The 15,677-nt window shown below is 62.5% G+C and carries 13 protein-coding genes and 1 pseudogene; 9 read left to right on the top strand and 5 right to left on the bottom strand.

Annotated features, from left to right (window positions below):
* Positions 1 to 20: 20 nt before the first annotated feature.
* Positions 21 to 521: pseudogene (locus AB5Z14_RS03530) on the bottom strand (hypothetical protein).
* Positions 482 to 1,126, bottom strand: coding sequence for a Rossmann-fold NAD(P)-binding domain-containing protein (locus AB5Z14_RS03535; RefSeq protein WP_368130306.1), 645 nt, complete (start codon positions 1,124 to 1,126; stop codon positions 482 to 484). Before AB5Z14_RS03535 ends, AB5Z14_RS03530 begins: the two are co-directional and overlap by 40 nt.
* A 402-nt stretch (positions 1,127 to 1,528) precedes the next feature.
* Between AB5Z14_RS03535 and AB5Z14_RS03540 the strand changes: the two genes are divergently transcribed.
* Entirely contained in the window at positions 1,529 to 2,185 is a 657-nt protein-coding gene (locus AB5Z14_RS03540) for a LuxR C-terminal-related transcriptional regulator (protein WP_368130307.1), read from the top strand.
* A gap of 98 nt (positions 2,186 to 2,283) precedes the next feature.
* Here AB5Z14_RS03540 and AB5Z14_RS03545 read toward each other — a convergent pair whose 3' ends face one another.
* The gene (locus tag AB5Z14_RS03545) at positions 2,284 to 2,736 is read right to left on the bottom strand and encodes an IS30 family transposase (protein ID WP_368130309.1); all 453 of its coding nucleotides are present in this window, start codon (positions 2,734 to 2,736) and stop codon (positions 2,284 to 2,286) included.
* On the opposite strand from AB5Z14_RS03545, the gene AB5Z14_RS10190 reads away from it, so the two are divergent.
* The 8 genes from AB5Z14_RS10190 to AB5Z14_RS03585 all read left to right on the top strand — a co-directional run bounded on the left by AB5Z14_RS10190 (position 2,687) and on the right by AB5Z14_RS03585 (position 13,070).
* On the top strand, positions 2,687 to 3,010 hold the full coding sequence (locus tag AB5Z14_RS10190) for a hypothetical protein (protein ID WP_438265648.1): 324 nt from the start codon (positions 2,687 to 2,689) through the stop codon (positions 3,008 to 3,010). The genes AB5Z14_RS03545 and AB5Z14_RS10190 overlap by 50 nt on opposite strands.
* 1,231 nt (positions 3,011 to 4,241) lie before the next feature.
* Positions 4,242 to 6,272: a bilirubin reductase, long form gene (gene bilR, locus AB5Z14_RS03555; RefSeq protein WP_368130311.1), complete on the top strand. Its 2,031-nt coding sequence runs from the start codon at positions 4,242 to 4,244 to the stop codon at positions 6,270 to 6,272.
* A 449-nt stretch (positions 6,273 to 6,721) separates the two neighbouring features.
* The gene (locus AB5Z14_RS03560; protein ID WP_368130312.1) at positions 6,722 to 7,117 is read left to right on the top strand and encodes a helix-turn-helix domain-containing protein; all 396 of its coding nucleotides are present in this window, start codon (positions 6,722 to 6,724) and stop codon (positions 7,115 to 7,117) included.
* A gap of 287 nt (positions 7,118 to 7,404) precedes the next feature.
* A complete protein-coding gene (locus AB5Z14_RS03565) occupies positions 7,405 to 10,287 on the top strand; it encodes a proton-conducting transporter transmembrane domain-containing protein (RefSeq protein ID WP_368130313.1) in 2,883 nt (960 codons plus the stop codon).
* Positions 10,288 to 10,299: 12 nt separating this feature from the next.
* Positions 10,300 to 10,920 (top strand): NADH-quinone oxidoreductase subunit B family protein, encoded by a 621-nt coding sequence (locus AB5Z14_RS03570; RefSeq protein ID WP_368130315.1) that lies wholly within the window; start codon positions 10,300 to 10,302, stop codon positions 10,918 to 10,920.
* Positions 10,920 to 11,627, top strand: coding sequence for an NADH-quinone oxidoreductase subunit C (locus AB5Z14_RS03575; RefSeq protein WP_368130316.1), 708 nt, complete (start codon positions 10,920 to 10,922; stop codon positions 11,625 to 11,627). Before AB5Z14_RS03570 ends, AB5Z14_RS03575 begins: the two co-directional genes overlap by 1 nt.
* 5 nt (positions 11,628 to 11,632) lie before the next feature.
* Positions 11,633 to 12,721 (top strand): hydrogenase large subunit, encoded by a 1,089-nt coding sequence (locus tag AB5Z14_RS03580; protein ID WP_368130318.1) that lies wholly within the window; start codon positions 11,633 to 11,635, stop codon positions 12,719 to 12,721.
* Positions 12,722 to 12,728: 7 nt separating this feature from the next.
* Positions 12,729 to 13,070 (top strand): 4Fe-4S dicluster domain-containing protein, encoded by a 342-nt coding sequence (locus tag AB5Z14_RS03585; RefSeq protein ID WP_368130319.1) that lies wholly within the window; start codon positions 12,729 to 12,731, stop codon positions 13,068 to 13,070.
* A gap of 799 nt (positions 13,071 to 13,869) precedes the next feature.
* Here the strand turns inward: AB5Z14_RS03585 and AB5Z14_RS03590 are convergent.
* Both AB5Z14_RS03590 and AB5Z14_RS03595 read right to left on the bottom strand, forming a co-directional pair.
* On the bottom strand, positions 13,870 to 14,499 hold the full coding sequence (locus AB5Z14_RS03590) for a response regulator (RefSeq protein WP_368130320.1): 630 nt from the start codon (positions 14,497 to 14,499) through the stop codon (positions 13,870 to 13,872).
* Positions 14,496 to 15,641 carry a sensor histidine kinase gene (locus tag AB5Z14_RS03595; RefSeq protein ID WP_368130321.1) on the bottom strand — a complete coding sequence of 382 codons (1,146 nt, stop codon included), beginning with the start codon at positions 15,639 to 15,641 and terminating at the stop codon, positions 14,496 to 14,498. Before AB5Z14_RS03595 ends, AB5Z14_RS03590 begins: the two co-directional genes overlap by 4 nt.
* Positions 15,642 to 15,677: the final 36 nt, after the last annotated feature.

Consider the following 15,677-nt stretch of genomic DNA (forward strand, 5'->3'; position numbering starts at 1 on the left):
GGCCTATGACGGGGAAGTGGTTAGCGGATGCGCCTGTCGAAGATGGTGGAGAGGAGCTCGAGGGTCTTATCCTCGTAGTAGCGCACGTCCTCGGGGTCGGGGATGCGGAAGTGCGGGCGCGAGTAGTACACCAGCAGCGCCATCATCGCGGAGAGGCGGTTTTCGGCCTCGTCCCACACCGCGCTGCGGTCGCCGTCGAGGCACTCGCGCGTGACCTCCTTCTCGTCGGGCCAGTTGCCGTTGCCGGCGTTGGCGGGAAGGACGTGCATGAGCAGGGCGTGGTCGCTCGCCTTGGCGAGAAGCTCGCTTGTGACCACGTAGGTGGGCTTGAAGTCCTTGTCGCGCTTGGCGATCTCCTCCTCGGTGCGGCCCCAGCATCACTCCTCGGCCATGACGAAGTCGGCGCCCTTGATGGCATCGATGTCGGTGGTCTGGACAAACTCGCCGCCCGAGACGCGGTTGTTCTCCTCGATGCGGTCGATCACGAGCTGCGGGAGGCCGTAGCCCTCGGGGCAGACGATGGTGAACTTGGCGCCGAGCTTGGAGAGCGCATAGCCGAGCGAGGCTCGGGCGTGGAGGCGTCGCCCACGACCGCCATGTGGATGTCCTCGAGGCGCTTGCCGTTGGGCAGGTGCTCGTACATGGTGAGCAGGTCGGCTAGGCACTGGGTGGGGTGGTTGCCGGTGTCGTCGCCGTAGACGTCGGTACTCATGGCGTTGATGACGGGGATGGAGGACCACTGGGCGAAGCGCTCGATGGCCTCGTACTTGTCGGTGCGGATCATGACCACGTCGCACATGCGGGCGAGCACGCGGGCGGTGTCCTCGACGGTCTCCTTCTTGCCCAGGTGGATGTCGCCCGAGCCCAGCATGAGGGCATGGCCGCCCAGGATGGTGGCCGCGGTCTCAAAGGAGACGCGCGTGCGGGTGGAGTTCTGCTGGAAGATCATGCCCAGGGACTTGCCCTTGAAGAGCTGCGGGACGGCGTTGCGGCTGCGCGCGTCCTTGAGGAGCTTCATGAGGTCGATCCACTGGTAGATCTCCTCCTTGGTGAACTGGTTCATGTTCATGAAGTGGCGGAGGTCCTTCTTGTGAAGGTCGGTCGCGCTGCTGCTCTGGAAAGCCATGTCATCTGTCCTTTCGGGTGCGCACGCCTTCCCCGTGGCCGGACGCCTGCCGTCCGGCCCGTCAGTTCGGGCTATGCATCTGTTTGATGGGTCGTGCTGTTGAGGCGCCTACTTGTTGGGCCGTGGCCGGGGCCCTGTTTGCAAGCAATGGGTCGGGATTCCCGTCTTCTTGCACCTTGAATACTATGAAAGGGCGAATACGCCTTCAATGGTATGATTCCTGTAACTTTGGTAGCTACTCTGTTGGTAGTAGTATTGGTAGTACGCATACCACCTCTGTTGGGAGGTCCCACGGACTCGTCTTCTGCGCATCTCAAGCAGCTGAGCGACCTTCTCCTCAAGATCCATACGTGTGATGCGAACAGCATCTTCCAGACGGCGTGTCAGGGTGCGAAGGCGTTGATGCCATTCAAGTACTCGTTGGCCTCGTTCTTCGAGAGCCGCTCTGCGAGCAGGAGGACGTTCAAGATTGTGAGCGAGGACCTTCCCGAGGAGAGCCTCAGGGCGTACGACCAGACCTACTCGGCCATGGACTACATGGTGTGGAGGGATGCCCAGCCCGTGAGGGAGGTCTATCGCGAGTCGGACCTGTTCACCGAGCGCCTCATCGAGTCGTCAACGATCTACAAGGAGTGGCTCGAGCCGCTGGGGATGTACTACTCGATGTCGGGCAACTGCGTGCAGGACGGCATCATCTATGGGTCCATCGCCATCATGAGGGGGAGGGACCTCGGCAACTTCACGGACGACGAGCTCGAGCTCTTCTCCATCATCAACGACCACGTCTCGCAGCGAATGGGGCAACTCTATCCTGCGGGCATCGGGCGGTCGTCACTGGGCGAGTCCTCGTCCTGGTTGCGCACGTCCTTTGGGCTGACGAGCAGGGAGATCGAGATAGCCGAGCTCCTTGCTGGTGGCAGCGAGCGCAGTGTGATTGCCGAGCAGCTTTCGATCTCCCAGAACACCCTGAAGAAGCACATCTCGAACATCTACCGAAAGATGGGCGTGTCAAACGAGGTCGCGTTCCTCGTTGCCGTCAACCGAGGGTTCGAGCTGTAGGGGAGGGTGCGGGGCAGTCGGCCTGTGCGATGGGCTGGATCGCAGAGCGCAACAGTGTGCACAATTCGACCTAAGGCCGAGCGTTTCCGCAGGCGGAGTCAGGCGGTCAATGCACCACCTGCTTCCGACAATGCCTCCGCCGGCGTCCTCCACCCCAGCGTCTCCCTCGGGCGCCCGTTGAGCTGGTCCTGGGCCTCGCGGACCTCGTCGTCGCCAACGCGGGAGAAGTCCGCGCCCTTCGGGAAGTGCTGCCTGAGCAGCCCGTTGGTGTTCTCGTTGGTGCCCTTCTGCCGGGGGCTCCTCGGGTCGCAGAAGTAGACCCTGAAGCCGGTCGCCTCGGTGAAGCGCGCCGTCTGGGCGAGCTCGGGGCCCTGGTCCCAGGTCAGCGTCGAGAGGGGCGCCGAGCGCACCCCCTCCGGCGCGGCCGCGACCATCTCCACCAGCAGGTCCACCACGGTCCTCGAGTCGCGGGCGTCGAGCCGTCTCGCCGCGAGGAAGCGCGTGGAGCGCTCCACCAGCGTTACCAGGCAGGCCGTCCCGGGCCCGGCCACGAGGTGCCAGGCATACGCCGGCGAGGATGATGGCGACGCCCAGCCACTCGACGACGCTGAGCGGCTCGCCGAGGACGATCATGGCGATGAGCAGGCCGGCGGGGAGTTCCGCGGCGGCCATGACAGTGGAGAGGCCCGCGGGCAGGTGCGGAGAGCCCATGCCGAAGAGCAGGACCGGGCAGAGCATGCCGAAGAAGCCGGCGATGACGGCAAAGGGCAGGATGCCCTGGGCGAGGACGCCCGAGACGACGTAGTCCGGGCACACCGTGAGTGACATGATCACGGAGTCCGCGCACACGATGACGCCGCGCTGCTCGGACGAGCAGGGGGCCTCGACCCTGCCGGAGAGGGTGACAAAGAGGGAGCAAGACACGGCCGCCCCCAGCGCGCAGAGCAGGGCCACGGGGTCGTACCCGGTGATGCCGGTCTTGTAAACGCCGCTCGCGAACACCGTCCCGAAGACGATGACCAGGGCGGAGACTACTTGGAGGGGCCTCGGCGGCCGGCGCGTCATGACGGTCTGCCACACGAGCCCCAGCCACGTGAACTGGAAGAGGAGTGTGAGCGCCACCGGGGCGGGCAGCACACTCATGGCGTAGCAATAGAGGATTGAGGTGAGACAGGTGAGGGCTCCCAGGCCCATGAGCTTGAGGGCGAGCTTCCAGCCCGCGCGCTGCCAGCGGTGCCCGAGCACGTGACCCGCGAGCGTGGCGAGGGCGAAGAAGAGGCAGTCGAACCACGCCTGGCTCGCCACCACCTGCGCTGAGGTGAAGCCCGCGGCGTAGGCGAGCTTGTAGGTCGTGGCCATCGCGCCGTAGCAGGCGCCGCCCGCAAAGACCTAGAGCGCCGCCTTGGCTTGTCCTACGCCCGTGGCTCCTGCCTCGGCGGCCTGTTGCTTGATTGTGTTTGTTCCTGCCATTAGGCTCCCTTCCGTCTGCTGTCTTGCAGACGCACATCTCGTGCGTCTGTTCCCTGTAGTCGGAAGGTGGGCTCGTGCGGTCTTCTAGCGGTGCATGTGGCACCTGCTGCCAAGACGAAAAAAGCCACGCAACCGACTGCTCGGTTGCGTGGCAAAAAGGTGGCTAGCGCCCAGAAAAGTCCACGCGTTTTTAGACGGAGACAAGGTACTACAACAGGTGAGATGCCGTCGGGAAAAGCCGAGGGAAAAAAGTAAGTCTCTGCCCGTCGCACCTCTTGGCGTGGGGCGACGGCCGGCCCCGTAGGTGTTCAGGTGTCTCGCAATTTGGTTGAGGTTTGGGCCGCTACCTGTTGTAGGTTGAGACGTTTCGGCAGGCCGATCTCCGTCCATCTAAATCTGTAACAGTAAGACCCGGTTTTGCTGAGTAACTGTTACAGATCGAGACAAACCGGGAGCCGGCCCCGCCCCATCCACCTGCCGCTACCTGCTATCCGCCGATTTCCGTTGCGCTGTTGTATTCCCATGCCATATCCTCTAGACAACTACGCGGCACCATCGCCGCCGCGCCTACAAGAGAGGAATATCCATGACCGCACCTGCATCCAAGCTGCTCCAGCCCATTACGGTTGGCCCCCTTGAGCTCAAGAACCGCATTATGTTCCCGCCGCTGACCACCGGCTACGAGGAGCGTGACGGTTCCATCGGCGAGCGCAGCCTGGCTTTTTACGAGCGCCTGGCCCGTGGCGGTGTGAGCTACATCGTCATCGGCGACGTCGCTCCCGTTATGACTGCAAGCCCCACGCCCAAGTTGGCGACCGACACCCAGATCCCCACGTTTAAGGCGCTGGCCGACGCCGTCCACAAGCACGGCGCCAAGGTCGCGCTGCAGCTGTTCCACCCCGAGTACGACGTGCCCGGTGTCGGCCGCATGGTCATGGGTTCCATGGCCGCCGCCAAGGCTGCGCAGGAGGCCAAGGCCGCCGGCGACGAGGAGACCTTTGCCGCCAAGATGGCCGAGTCCAACGAGATCCGCAAGCAGGCCTACGCCAAGTTGCACCACGATATGCAGCACTTTGTGAACGAGGCGAGCGTAGAGCAGCTCACCCAGATCAAGGAGGCCATCGCCGCCTCGGCCGCTCGCGCGCAGCAGGCCGGCATTGACGCCATCGAGGTCCACGGCGACCGCTTGGTGGGTTCGCTATGTTCGGCCATCCTCAACAAGCGTACCGACGAGTACGGCGGTTCGTTCGAGAACCGCGTTCGCTATGCGCTCGAGGTCGTCGCCGCCATTAAGGAAGCCGCGCCGCAGCTGATGGTGGAGTACAAACTGCCCGTGATCATGGAGAACCCCGACGGCACGCCGCGCGGCAAGGGTGGCCTGCAGCCCGACGAGGCCTGCGAGTTTGCCAAGCTGCTCGAGGGCGCCGGCATCGACATGATCCAGGTTGCACAGGCCAACCATACCGGCAACATGGGCGACACCATTCCGCCCATGGGCGCCATGCCCTACAACTGGACGCTGCCCGTGGCCGAGCGCGTCAAGGCCCTGGTCTCCGTGCCGGTGGCAACCGTCGGCCGTGTTGTTTCGGTCGAGGCCGGCGAGAAGATTCTGGAAGACGGTTCGGCCGATATCATCGCGTACGGCCGCTCGCTCATGTGCGACCCCGACATTGCGCTGAAGGCTGCCACGGGTGAGCCCATCCGCGAGTGCCTCAACTGCAACAAGGGCTGCGTCGATGCAATTCAAAACCGCAAGTACATCTCGTGCGTGCTCAATGCCGAGAACGGCGACGAGGCGACCATCGCCATCAAGCCGGGCGAGGGCGACAAGAAGATCGCCGTGGTGGGCGGCGGTATTGCCGGCCTGGAGGCCGCGCGCGTGGCGGCCAAGCGCGGCTACGATGTGACCATTTACGAGGCGAGCGATCACTTGGGCGGCCAGATTGTGCTGGCAGCCGCGCCTCCGCGCAAGGACGAGATCATGCGCTCGGTCGAGTACTACGAGAAGATTCTGCCTGGCCTGGGCGTGAAAGTTGAGCTCAACCACACCGCTAGCCCTGCGGACCTCAACGCCGCCGACGCCGCGATTGTGGCCGTGGGCGCGCACGACGTGGTCATCCCCGTTCCGGGTGCCGACTCGGAGAAGGTCGTCTCGAGCTGGGACGTGCTGGCCGGCAAGGTGGAGCTCGGCGGCCGCGTCGCCGTTATCGGCGGTGGCCTGGTGGGTACCGAGACTGCCGAGTACTTGCTGCAGCACGGCTGCGAGGTGGCGATCGTGGAGATGCTCGACAAGATTGCCGCTGGCGAGTCCGAGACCATTCTGCCGCTGATCATGAGCGACTTTGCCGCCCACAACGTGGAGCAGCACGTTAAGACCCGCCTGACCGCCATTACCGACGAGGGTGTGGAAGCTGTTCGCACCACCGAGGACGGTGCCGAGGAGCCGGTGAAGATCGCCTGCGATTACGTGGTGATGGCCGTGGGCTCCAAGGCCAACGCGTTTGACCTGGATGGCGTGACGGTGCCCGTGACCTGCGTGGGCGACTGCTCGGGCGAGCGCACCGCCGACATTGCGAGCGCCATTCGCACGGCGTATCACGCGGCCAACGAGCTGTAGTTGATCATCGCAGCGGGGCGGGGCGGTAGCACGGATCCGTCTCGCCCGGCTGTGTCCCGTCGGGTGTCAACCGGTGCGGGGCCTGCAAGCGCAGCAGGCCCCGCCCTTTTTGTTTTGCTCCGGTGGATGGCAATGCGCGGTAATCATGAGGAGTAAGGACGTCTACTGCCTTGCCGATTACTCAAAATTATTGGGGGAGGGGTTAATAATCATATCCGCTATAGCAAAGGACATAAAGAGGTGTCAATTTTGTTGACAGGCGAATGACGATTGGCTGCGAGTCAGCTACCAGCGTAAATAATCGATAAAGAAATGTCGTAAATTGGTGCCAAATGCCCAGATAACGCCGCGTCTATTTTAATTAACTGCTTTGAGTAAACAGTAAAATGCTACTATCTAACTTGCACGTAAGAAAGCAGATTAACGGTTAAGGCTAAGAAGTGGCAGGTATGTCGGAAGCAACTAGGACTCGCACGCATGCGCCCGAGGTTAGGCAGCGCGCCGTCGAGATCCTCCAAGAGGGGGTCGGTCATCGCGCCCTCGCCGCGGAGCTTGGCATTCCCAGGGCCACGGCTCGTCAGTGGGCCCGCGCGTATGCCGTAGGCGGTGCCGACGCCGTTCTCAACGCCGGTTCGCATCATCACACCTATTCGTACGAAGTTAAGCTCGCCGTGGTCAAGGACCGCTTGGAAAACGGCTTAACGGTTCGCGAGGCCATGATCAAGCACAAGATTCCCAGCGAGTCTTCGGTCAAGGCTTGGTGCCGCCAGTATCGCGAGAGCGGTGAGTCCGCGCTGGTTGATAAGCCGCGCGGTCGCAAGCCGCGCGTTAAAAAGGCGGAATAGCGAACGGGATGGTGCGCCCACAGGGGCGCATTTTTCTTGCCGCGCCAACTTTTTGGACCGTCGTGAGCCTACTGGAACATCCTCCAAAGTGGTTAATAAACCGCGCGCAGTGGCCCGTGCGCCTGCCGCCGCGATAGGGGGAGCGTCGCCTCTCTGCTCCAAAGCGGACAGACTCGTTACCCCGTACGCCTAAAACTCCCCAGTTGACCGAAAACCCGCCGCCGCTACTCCTCAACTGAGCTATAACGTTAAACAATTGCAGCGTTTTTGCATGGGGGAGTGATGGTATGACGCTACTGTATTTCCTTACCCTGTTTCCGCTGGTACCGGCGCTGGGCATGCTGCTCGCGCGCGGTGACCGCGCCCGCGATGCGCTAGGGCTTGTAGGCTCTGGCATCATTATGGCGGTGACGGTTGTAGTCGCCGTCATGTTTTTTGGCACGGGCCCGCAGAGCTTCGAGGTTGCCCCCGGCACCTCGCATGTGCTCTCGATCATCAGCTCCGTCATTGACGTGATCCTGTGCGCCGTCATCCTGTACAACGCGCGTAAATATAAGAGCACGCTCACCACGGTGCTCGGCGTGGTGCAGCTGGCGGGCTCGATTGCCTTCGCGACCATGACGTTGCCTGCGGCCGAAGCCGTCACGGCGACGCCGCTCTACCTAGACTACATGAGTGTGATCATGGTGCTCGCCGTCGGCATTGTCGGCAGCCTAATCTGCGTGTATGCCTTGGGTTATATGAAGGACTTCCAGGCCCATGACGAGCACGAGGCTGCGCTGCGCGGGCAGACCGCGCCCGACCGACGCCCGCAGTTCCTGGCGCTTATGTTTCTGTTCCTCTCGGCCATGTTCGTCATCGTGACGAGCGACAACCTGGAGTGGCTGTTCTGCGGCTGGGAAATCACCACCGTGTGCTCGTTCCTCATGATTGGCTACACGCGCACGCCCGAGGCCATCAAGAACGCCTTCACCCAGATCATCCTCAACATGCTGGGCGGCATCGCGTTTTTAGCGGGCCTTATGTTCCTGCACGTCAACGGCATGCCGCTGACCATCTCGGGCATGATCGAGCTTTCCGGCGCCGGAACCGCGCAATCCGCGCTGCTGGTGATGCCGGTCGTTCTGCTGTCGCTCGCCGCACTCACCAAGGCCGCACAGATGCCGTTCCACACTTGGCTATTGGGTGCCATGGTTGCCCCCACGCCCACGAGCGCCCTGCTGCACTCGTCAACCATGGTCAAAGCCGGCGTGTTCCTGATGGTCAAGCTCAGCCCGCTCTATGCCATCTATCCCGTGACTGGCTTTATGGTCACGAGTGTGGGTGCCATCACGTTTTTGCTCGCTGCCCTCATGGCCATCTCGCAGAGCAACGCCAAACGCGTGCTTGCGTACTCCACCATTTCCAACTTGGGCCTTATCAGCGCCTGCCTGGGCGTCGGCGCGCCCGAGGCCGTGTGGGCCGCGATCTTCCTGATCCTGTTCCATACGGTGGCAAAGTCGCTGCTGTTCCTGTGCGTGGGCACGGCCGAGCATCATATCGGCAGCCGCAATATCGAGGACATGGACGGTATGTTCAGCCGCATGCCGCACCTGACGCGCCTGATGATGCTGGGCATCATGGGCATGTTCGTGGCGCCGTTTGGCATGCTCGTGTCCAAGTGGGGCGCCCTGGTGGCGTTTGCGCAGACCGGCAACGTGCTCATGATCATGGTGCTTGCCTTTGGCTCGGCCGCGACGTTCTTCTTCTGGGGCAAGTGGCTTGCCAAGCTTTCGGGCGTCGACCCCACGGCTCAAAACGTTGAGGTCAATGTCCATAAGACCGAATGGATGGCCCTCAACACCATCGCCGCGCTGCTGATTCTGTGCTGCGTGGCGTTCCCGGTTATCTCGAGCGGTCTGGTGTCGCCTTACTTGGCCATGGTGTTTGGCCGCGTGCCGTACGTTATTGGCAAGGATGCCATGTATCTGATGGTGGTTATCGTGGCGTTTATCGCCGTGGTGCTGCTGACTTCATTCCGCGTGAGCAACAAACCGCACGTAAACGTATATCTTTCGGGCGTGGGAACCGACAATTACCGCCATTTCCGCGGCTCGATGGGACACGAGGTGAAGGCCGAAAAGCGCAATTGGTACTCGGAGGACGCCCTTGGCGAGAAGCGTATTGGCCCCGCGGGTAGCGTCGTGTGTTGCAGCATTATCTTGTTTGCGCTGCTGTGTTGCGCGTGGATTGGGCCCGAGCGGCTTGCCATGAGCGCGCCCTCGGTGCTGCGCGGCAAGTATTTTGAAGGTTCGGGTGTCGTGGGCATATTTATTGGTACCGTGGCGTTTGCCTTGATTGCGCCGCTTGTGGGTGGACTGATCGACGGCCTTGACCGCAAGCTTTCGGCCCGCATGCAGGGCCGCGTGGGTCCGCGCCTGCTCCAGCCCTTCTACGACGTTGCCAAGCTGCTGCGCAAGGCCCCTGCCAGCGTAAACACCATGGATGATACCTACATGGCGTGCGCACTCATCTTTACCGTGGTGGGCGGCGGCATCTTTGTGTCGGGCTCCAACACGCTGCTGTGCGCCTTTATGGTGACGCTCGCCGCGATCTTTGTGGTGTTGGCGTCCGCCTCGACGCAAAGCCCGTTTGCCCAGGTTGGCGCCGACCGCGAGCTGCTGCAGGTTATGAGTTACGAGCCCGCCGTTCTGCTGATGAGCGTGGGCCTGTATCTTGCCACCGACAGCTTCGATTCCATTGCTGTGACGGGGCAGTCGGCCCCCATCATCGTGTACAGCGCGCCCATTTTCCTTGCGCTGCTCGCGGTGCTTACCATCAAGCTGCGCAAGTCGCCGTTTGACCTTTCGTACTCGCATCACGCGCATCAGGAGATTGTCCAGGGCGTCGCCACCGAGATGAGCGGCAGCACGCTGGCCAAGATGACCCTTATGCACTGGTGCGAGACCGTGCTGTTTTTGATGTGGGTGGGCATGTTCTTTGTTTGGGACAACCCGGTGAGCTGGGTGGTCTCCCTGGTCGTCATGGCCGCGACGTATTTTGTCGAGGTGCTGATCGACAACACCTTCGCACGCAGCACCTGGCGCAGCTGCTTTAAGCTCGGCTGGGGCGTGGCGCTGGTGTTTGGCCTGCTCAACCTCATGCCCATCCTCGTCGACGTGTTTATTTAGGAGGCGGCATCCATGGATCATAAAATGTCGCGCTCGCCGTGGGTTATTCATTACGACGGCTCGAGCTGCAACGGATGCGATATCGAGGTGCTGGCCTCGCTCACGCCGCTGTTCGATGCGGAGCGCTTTGGTGTGGTCAACACCGGCAACCCCAAGCATGCGGATATCTTTTTGGTGACGGGGTCGGTCAATGCCCAGAACCTGCCCGTCGTGCGTCAGATTTACAACCAGATGCTCGAGCCCAAGTGCGTGGTGGCGTGCGGCATCTGCGCGTGCTCGGGCGGCGTGTTCCGCGATGCCTACAACGTGATTGGCGGCGTGGACCGCGCGATTCCCGTGGACGTGTACGCGCCCGGGTGCGCCATTCGCCCCGAGACGGTGATCGATGCCATCGTGGAGGCGTGTGGCATCCTGGACCAGAAGGAGGCCGTGATGCGCGCCGGCGGCGATCCGCTCACCGTGGGCGGTGCCGCTACCTGGGACGGTGGCGTTGAGCTGGGCGAGGACGGGTTTGTGGCCGCGGGGGCCGGCGACGCGCCCGCCGTTGGCGACGCACCTGCTGGGACGCCCGCCGCTGGCGACGCACCTGCTGGGACGCCCTCCGCGTCCGTCGCTGCGAAGGAGGCCGAGTAATGCAAAAGGCTATCTATACCACCGTTGGGATCGACGAGCTCCTGTCGCATGTCCAGGCGCTTAAGGGTGTCGGTGCGCGCTTTGTGCAAATGCACGCCGAGCGTAACGTCGACGACGGCTCGTATCGCTTGGTCTATACGTTTATCAACGTTCGTGCTGCTCAGGAGCATATTGCGCAGGACGGCAGCTATGCGATTGAGAACCTGGTGGCTGAGGGCATCGACCAGTACCAGGAGATTCCGTCCATCAGCTCGTATTACCCCGCGGTGTTCCCGTTTGAAAATGAAGCGCACGATCTGTTTGGGCTTGCCATCACCGACATGCAGATCGACTTTAAGGGCTTTTTCTACCAGGTCTCGACTGCCGAACCCATGAGCGTCATCACGCCCGAGGTGAAGGCCGCGCGCGAGAAGGCCATGAAGGTCCGCGCGGCCGCCGAGGCCAAGGCGCGCAAGGCTGCAGCCGAGAAGGCCGCCGCTGCTGCAGGGGAGGGCGCCGCGGCTGCCGGCGATGCCGCGGGCGCCGCTGCCCAGCCCGCTGCGGCTGCCGGTTCCGATGCTCAGCACGATGAGGCTGCTGCCAGGGCGGCGCTCAAGGCTGCCGAGATGGAGGCAAAGCTCGCCGCCATGGATCCCGAGAAAGCGGCCAAGGTCCGCGCGGCGCTTGCCGCCAAGGCCGCCCGCGACAAGCAGAAAAAGGAGGCGTAAGGTCCATGGCACATCGCTCCGTTATTCCGTTTGGCCCGCAGCACCCGGTGCTGCCTGAGCCGCTTCATCTGGACCTGGTGATTGAGGACGACCGCGTTCTCGAGGCAATTCCGCAGATCGGCTTTGTGCACCGAGGACTCGAGAAGCTCACCGAAAAGCGCGATATGCATCAGTTTGGCTACATCGCCGAGCGCATCTGCGGCATCTGCGCCGTTGGTCACAGCTGCGGCTATGCCAGCGCCTGCGAGCGCATGCTCGACATCGAGGTGCCCGGCCGCGTGCAGTATATCCGCACCATTTTGCACGAGCTTTCGCGCATCCACTCGCATCTGCTGTGGCTGGGCCTGCTCGCCGATGCCTTTGGCTTCGAGGCGCTGTTCTATCGTTCGTGGACCCTGCGCGAGCAGATTCTCAAGATCTTCGAGAGCACGTGCGGCGGTCGCGTGATTCTGTCGATCAACGAGATTGGCGGCCTTAAGCACGATATTGAGGACTCCGAGCTGGCCGGCATTGTCCAGACGCTCGATGCCATGCGCCCCGACTACGAGGCTCTGGTGCATACGTTTTTGGACGACGCCAGCTGCGGCGAGCGCCTGCATGGCGTGGGCGTGATCAGCAAGAAAGATGCACTGGAGCTTTCGATGGTCGGTCCGTTTGGGCGCGCATCGGGCGTGGATTACGACGTGCGCATGTTTGACGACGGTGCCTATGCGGATCTGGCTGCGTTTGAGCCCATCGTTGCTACCGATGGCGATTGCTATGCCCGCTGCCAGGTGCGCTGTGCCGAGGTCACGCAGGCCATGGACATCATTAAGGAGCTTGTGGGCAAGATTCCGCACGACGGTATCGGCGGGCGTACCAAGCTCACACCGGCCGACGGCGCGCGCGGCGAGGTTGTGATTGAGCAGCCGCGCGGCGAGGCGTATTACTATGTGCGCGGCAACGGCACCAAGAACCTGGACCGTTTCCGCGTGCGCACGCCGACGTCGCAGAACCTGGCGGGTCTGACGCATGCGCTGCAGGGCGTGCTCCTTGCCAACGTGCCCATGATTATCCTGACCATCGACCCCTGCATTAGCTGCACGGAAAGGTAGGCACGGCATGAGTTTGCTGACATTTGCCAAGACGGCCTTGGGTTCTATGGTCAAGCAGCCGGTCACGGTGTGCTATCCGCAGGAGAAGCTCGCGGCGCCCGAGCGCCTGCGCGGGCATATCGTCAATGACATGGACGTGTGCATTTGCTGCGGCATGTGCGCGCGTCGCTGCCCGGCGGGCGCGCTCGCAGTCGATCGCAAGGGCGGGACGTGGTCGATCGACCCGTATGCCTGCGTGGTGTGCGGCGAGTGCATCGAAAGCTGCCCCAAACACTGCCTGAGCATGGACACCGTCCGTACTCCGGTTGCGGCGGATAAGACTCCCACGGTGGAAACCAAGCCGGAATAGCGCTGGAATAGAGCTGGAATAGGGGCCGGTGGGGCAAAAATGCCCCACCGGCCCCGCGCTTAAACGCGCGGTTGTGCCGTCGCGAACAAAACTATGCTGGATTACGGGGCTGGATAGCGAACCTCCGACCATGCAGAAAATCGCAAAAACAAAACCGCAGGTAGACAGCCTGCCGTTTTTCAAAAAAAGGCTGTATGGATGAGGACTCCGACTTTAGCCCCGTAATCCGGCATAGTTTTGAAATAGCACCATATCCGTAGCAGCCCTTGATCTCCCGTGGACAGAGGGAAACGGATCATTTTTGCCTCGCGAGGGCTACCGCGCGACCCGTCTGCCACAAAATGGGCCTATCTACTACGTTTAGGCTGCTACCCTCACTATGGCGAACAGCGCAAAAACAAAACCGCAGGTAGAACGCCTGCGATTTTGTTCAAAACGAAGGCATGGTCAGGGGTATCGAGTCAAACGTAGTAGATGGGCCGATTTCGTGGTTGGCGCCGCCAAATGATCCCCCGGGGACGGAGGAAAACGGATCATTTTTGGCCCCACGCGGCTGGTGGGTGCGTTCGCGCAGGACCGTTCAAACAAAACTATGCCGGTTTACGGGGCTGAGTCACGAGTCCCCAACCATGCCGATATTCGTGAAAATAAAACTGCAGGTAGACGAGCCGTCATTTTGCAGAAAACGCGGGTATGGATGGGGGTCCTGAGTTTAGCCCCGTAAACCGGCTTAGTTTTGAAATGGCATTAAATCGATGGCAGCCATTTTGCTATGCCGGAGCGGTCGGCCGTTGGGTAATTACCCTCGCAGGTAGGCGATGGCGATTTGCGTACGGTTGCGCAGGCCCATTTTGGCCAGGATCGAGCTGATGTGGTTGCGCACCGTGCCTTCTCCCATATAAGCCGTGGCGGCAATCTCCTTGTTATCGAGGCCGCGGGCGATGAGCTCGGCGGCTTCGAACTCGCGGTCGGTCAGACCGGCAAAGGCCGCGGGCCGGCGAGTCGCACCGGCCTCAGCGTTCGCCCCATCAAAATCGACATCTTCGATCGCCTTGCCCTCGAGCACGCGTTTACCATCCATGACCTGCGCCAACGCTGGCGGAATGGCGGCGACATCGGTCTTGATCAGGTAACCGCGGGCGCCCAGCTTGAGCGCCGACACAATGTACTCGTCATCCGAGAATGTCGTCAGAAACACCACGCGTGCCGCGGGGTCGTGCTCAAGGATTTCGCGCGCCGCCGAAAGGCCGTCGCGCCCCGGCATCTGAATGTCGAGCAGCGCGATATCGGGCGCGTGCTCGGCGTAGAGTGCCACCGCGTCGTTGCCGTCGGCTCCGGTGCCCACCACTTCGATCTGCGGCTGGGCGCCCAGGATAATCTTGAGCGAATCGACTACCAAGCGGTCGTCGTCGACAACTATGAGCCTCATCGGGCGTCATCTCCTTGCTGTTTGGGGACGGTGGCAAACACGCGCCAGCCGGGGGCGCCGGCGCGCAGGCCGGCGGTGAAGGTTCCGCCAAGCGCCTCGACGCGCTCGCACATGGAGACGAGCCCCATGCCTTCTGCGACGTTGCTGCTGCTCGCCGGGGTCGCGTCTGCGCCATCATCGGTAACGATGAGCTGGTAAAACGACGGATGCTCCATGCACCGCACGGTAATGGTTTTGGCATGGGCGTGGCGCATGGCGTTGGAAAGCGCCTCGCGCAGCACCGCCGCAAAGCAGTTGGCGACGTTGGCGGGCGCATGCTCGGCCAAAACCTCAAGCTCAATCTGCGGACCGCTGTCCGAGCGCGCGCCTTCAACAATGCGTTCGAGCTGCACGGAAAGGTCGACGGCGTTGTCGTTGAGCGCGTGGATGCTGGTGCGCACAAGCTGGAGCGCCTCGTCAACCGTGCGTTTAACGTCGGCGAAATCGGCGGCGACGCCGGGCTTGTCGGCGTGCACGACGCGCAGGGCCTCGGTCTGCAGCGAGGCACGCGTGAGCTGGTGGCCCACGTTATCGTGGATTTCGCGCGCGATGCGGGCGCGTTCGGCGAGCGTCGCGAGCTCGACTTCGTAGTCCTGGCGATCGGCAAGATCGCGGTTGCGCGCTTCGAGCGCGAGGGCTCGTTCCTGCAGCTCGTCACGGGTACGGCGCATGCGCTGCTGCTCGCGCTCCAACTGGGCGGTACGTAGCGATAGCAAGGTGGCGGCAACCGAAAGGATGGCGGTCAGCAGGAGCGTTCGGGCGGTGAGCGCGTCGGCGCGAAGGTTCGCGACGAGCGCAAAGACAAAGGCGACGCCAATGCCCAGCGCGACCCAAACGCGTTCACGGCGCACCCGCCGCGCAATGTCATAGAGGGCGAGGGGCGCAAACGGCACAAACGGCGGCACGAAAACGGCCGCGATGATGTAGACGTAGCTCGCGGTCTCGCTTGCACGGCGCGTGCGTTCCTTCTGTGCGAGCTCGGCCAGTGAGGTGGCAATAACGCCCAGGCAAAACGCCGCGACCAGGCGAGCGTCCACAGCAAGGCCCACGGCGGCTGCGATGCAGCACGCTAGCACTATCGATTTGTCGAAAAGCCTGTTCATACGGGTATTGTACGCGAAGCTGCGCGTGGTGGAGGG

This window comes from Collinsella aerofaciens (genome assembly GCF_040910265.1).
GTDB classification, from domain to species: domain Bacteria; phylum Actinomycetota; class Coriobacteriia; order Coriobacteriales; family Coriobacteriaceae; genus Collinsella; species Collinsella aerofaciens_BK.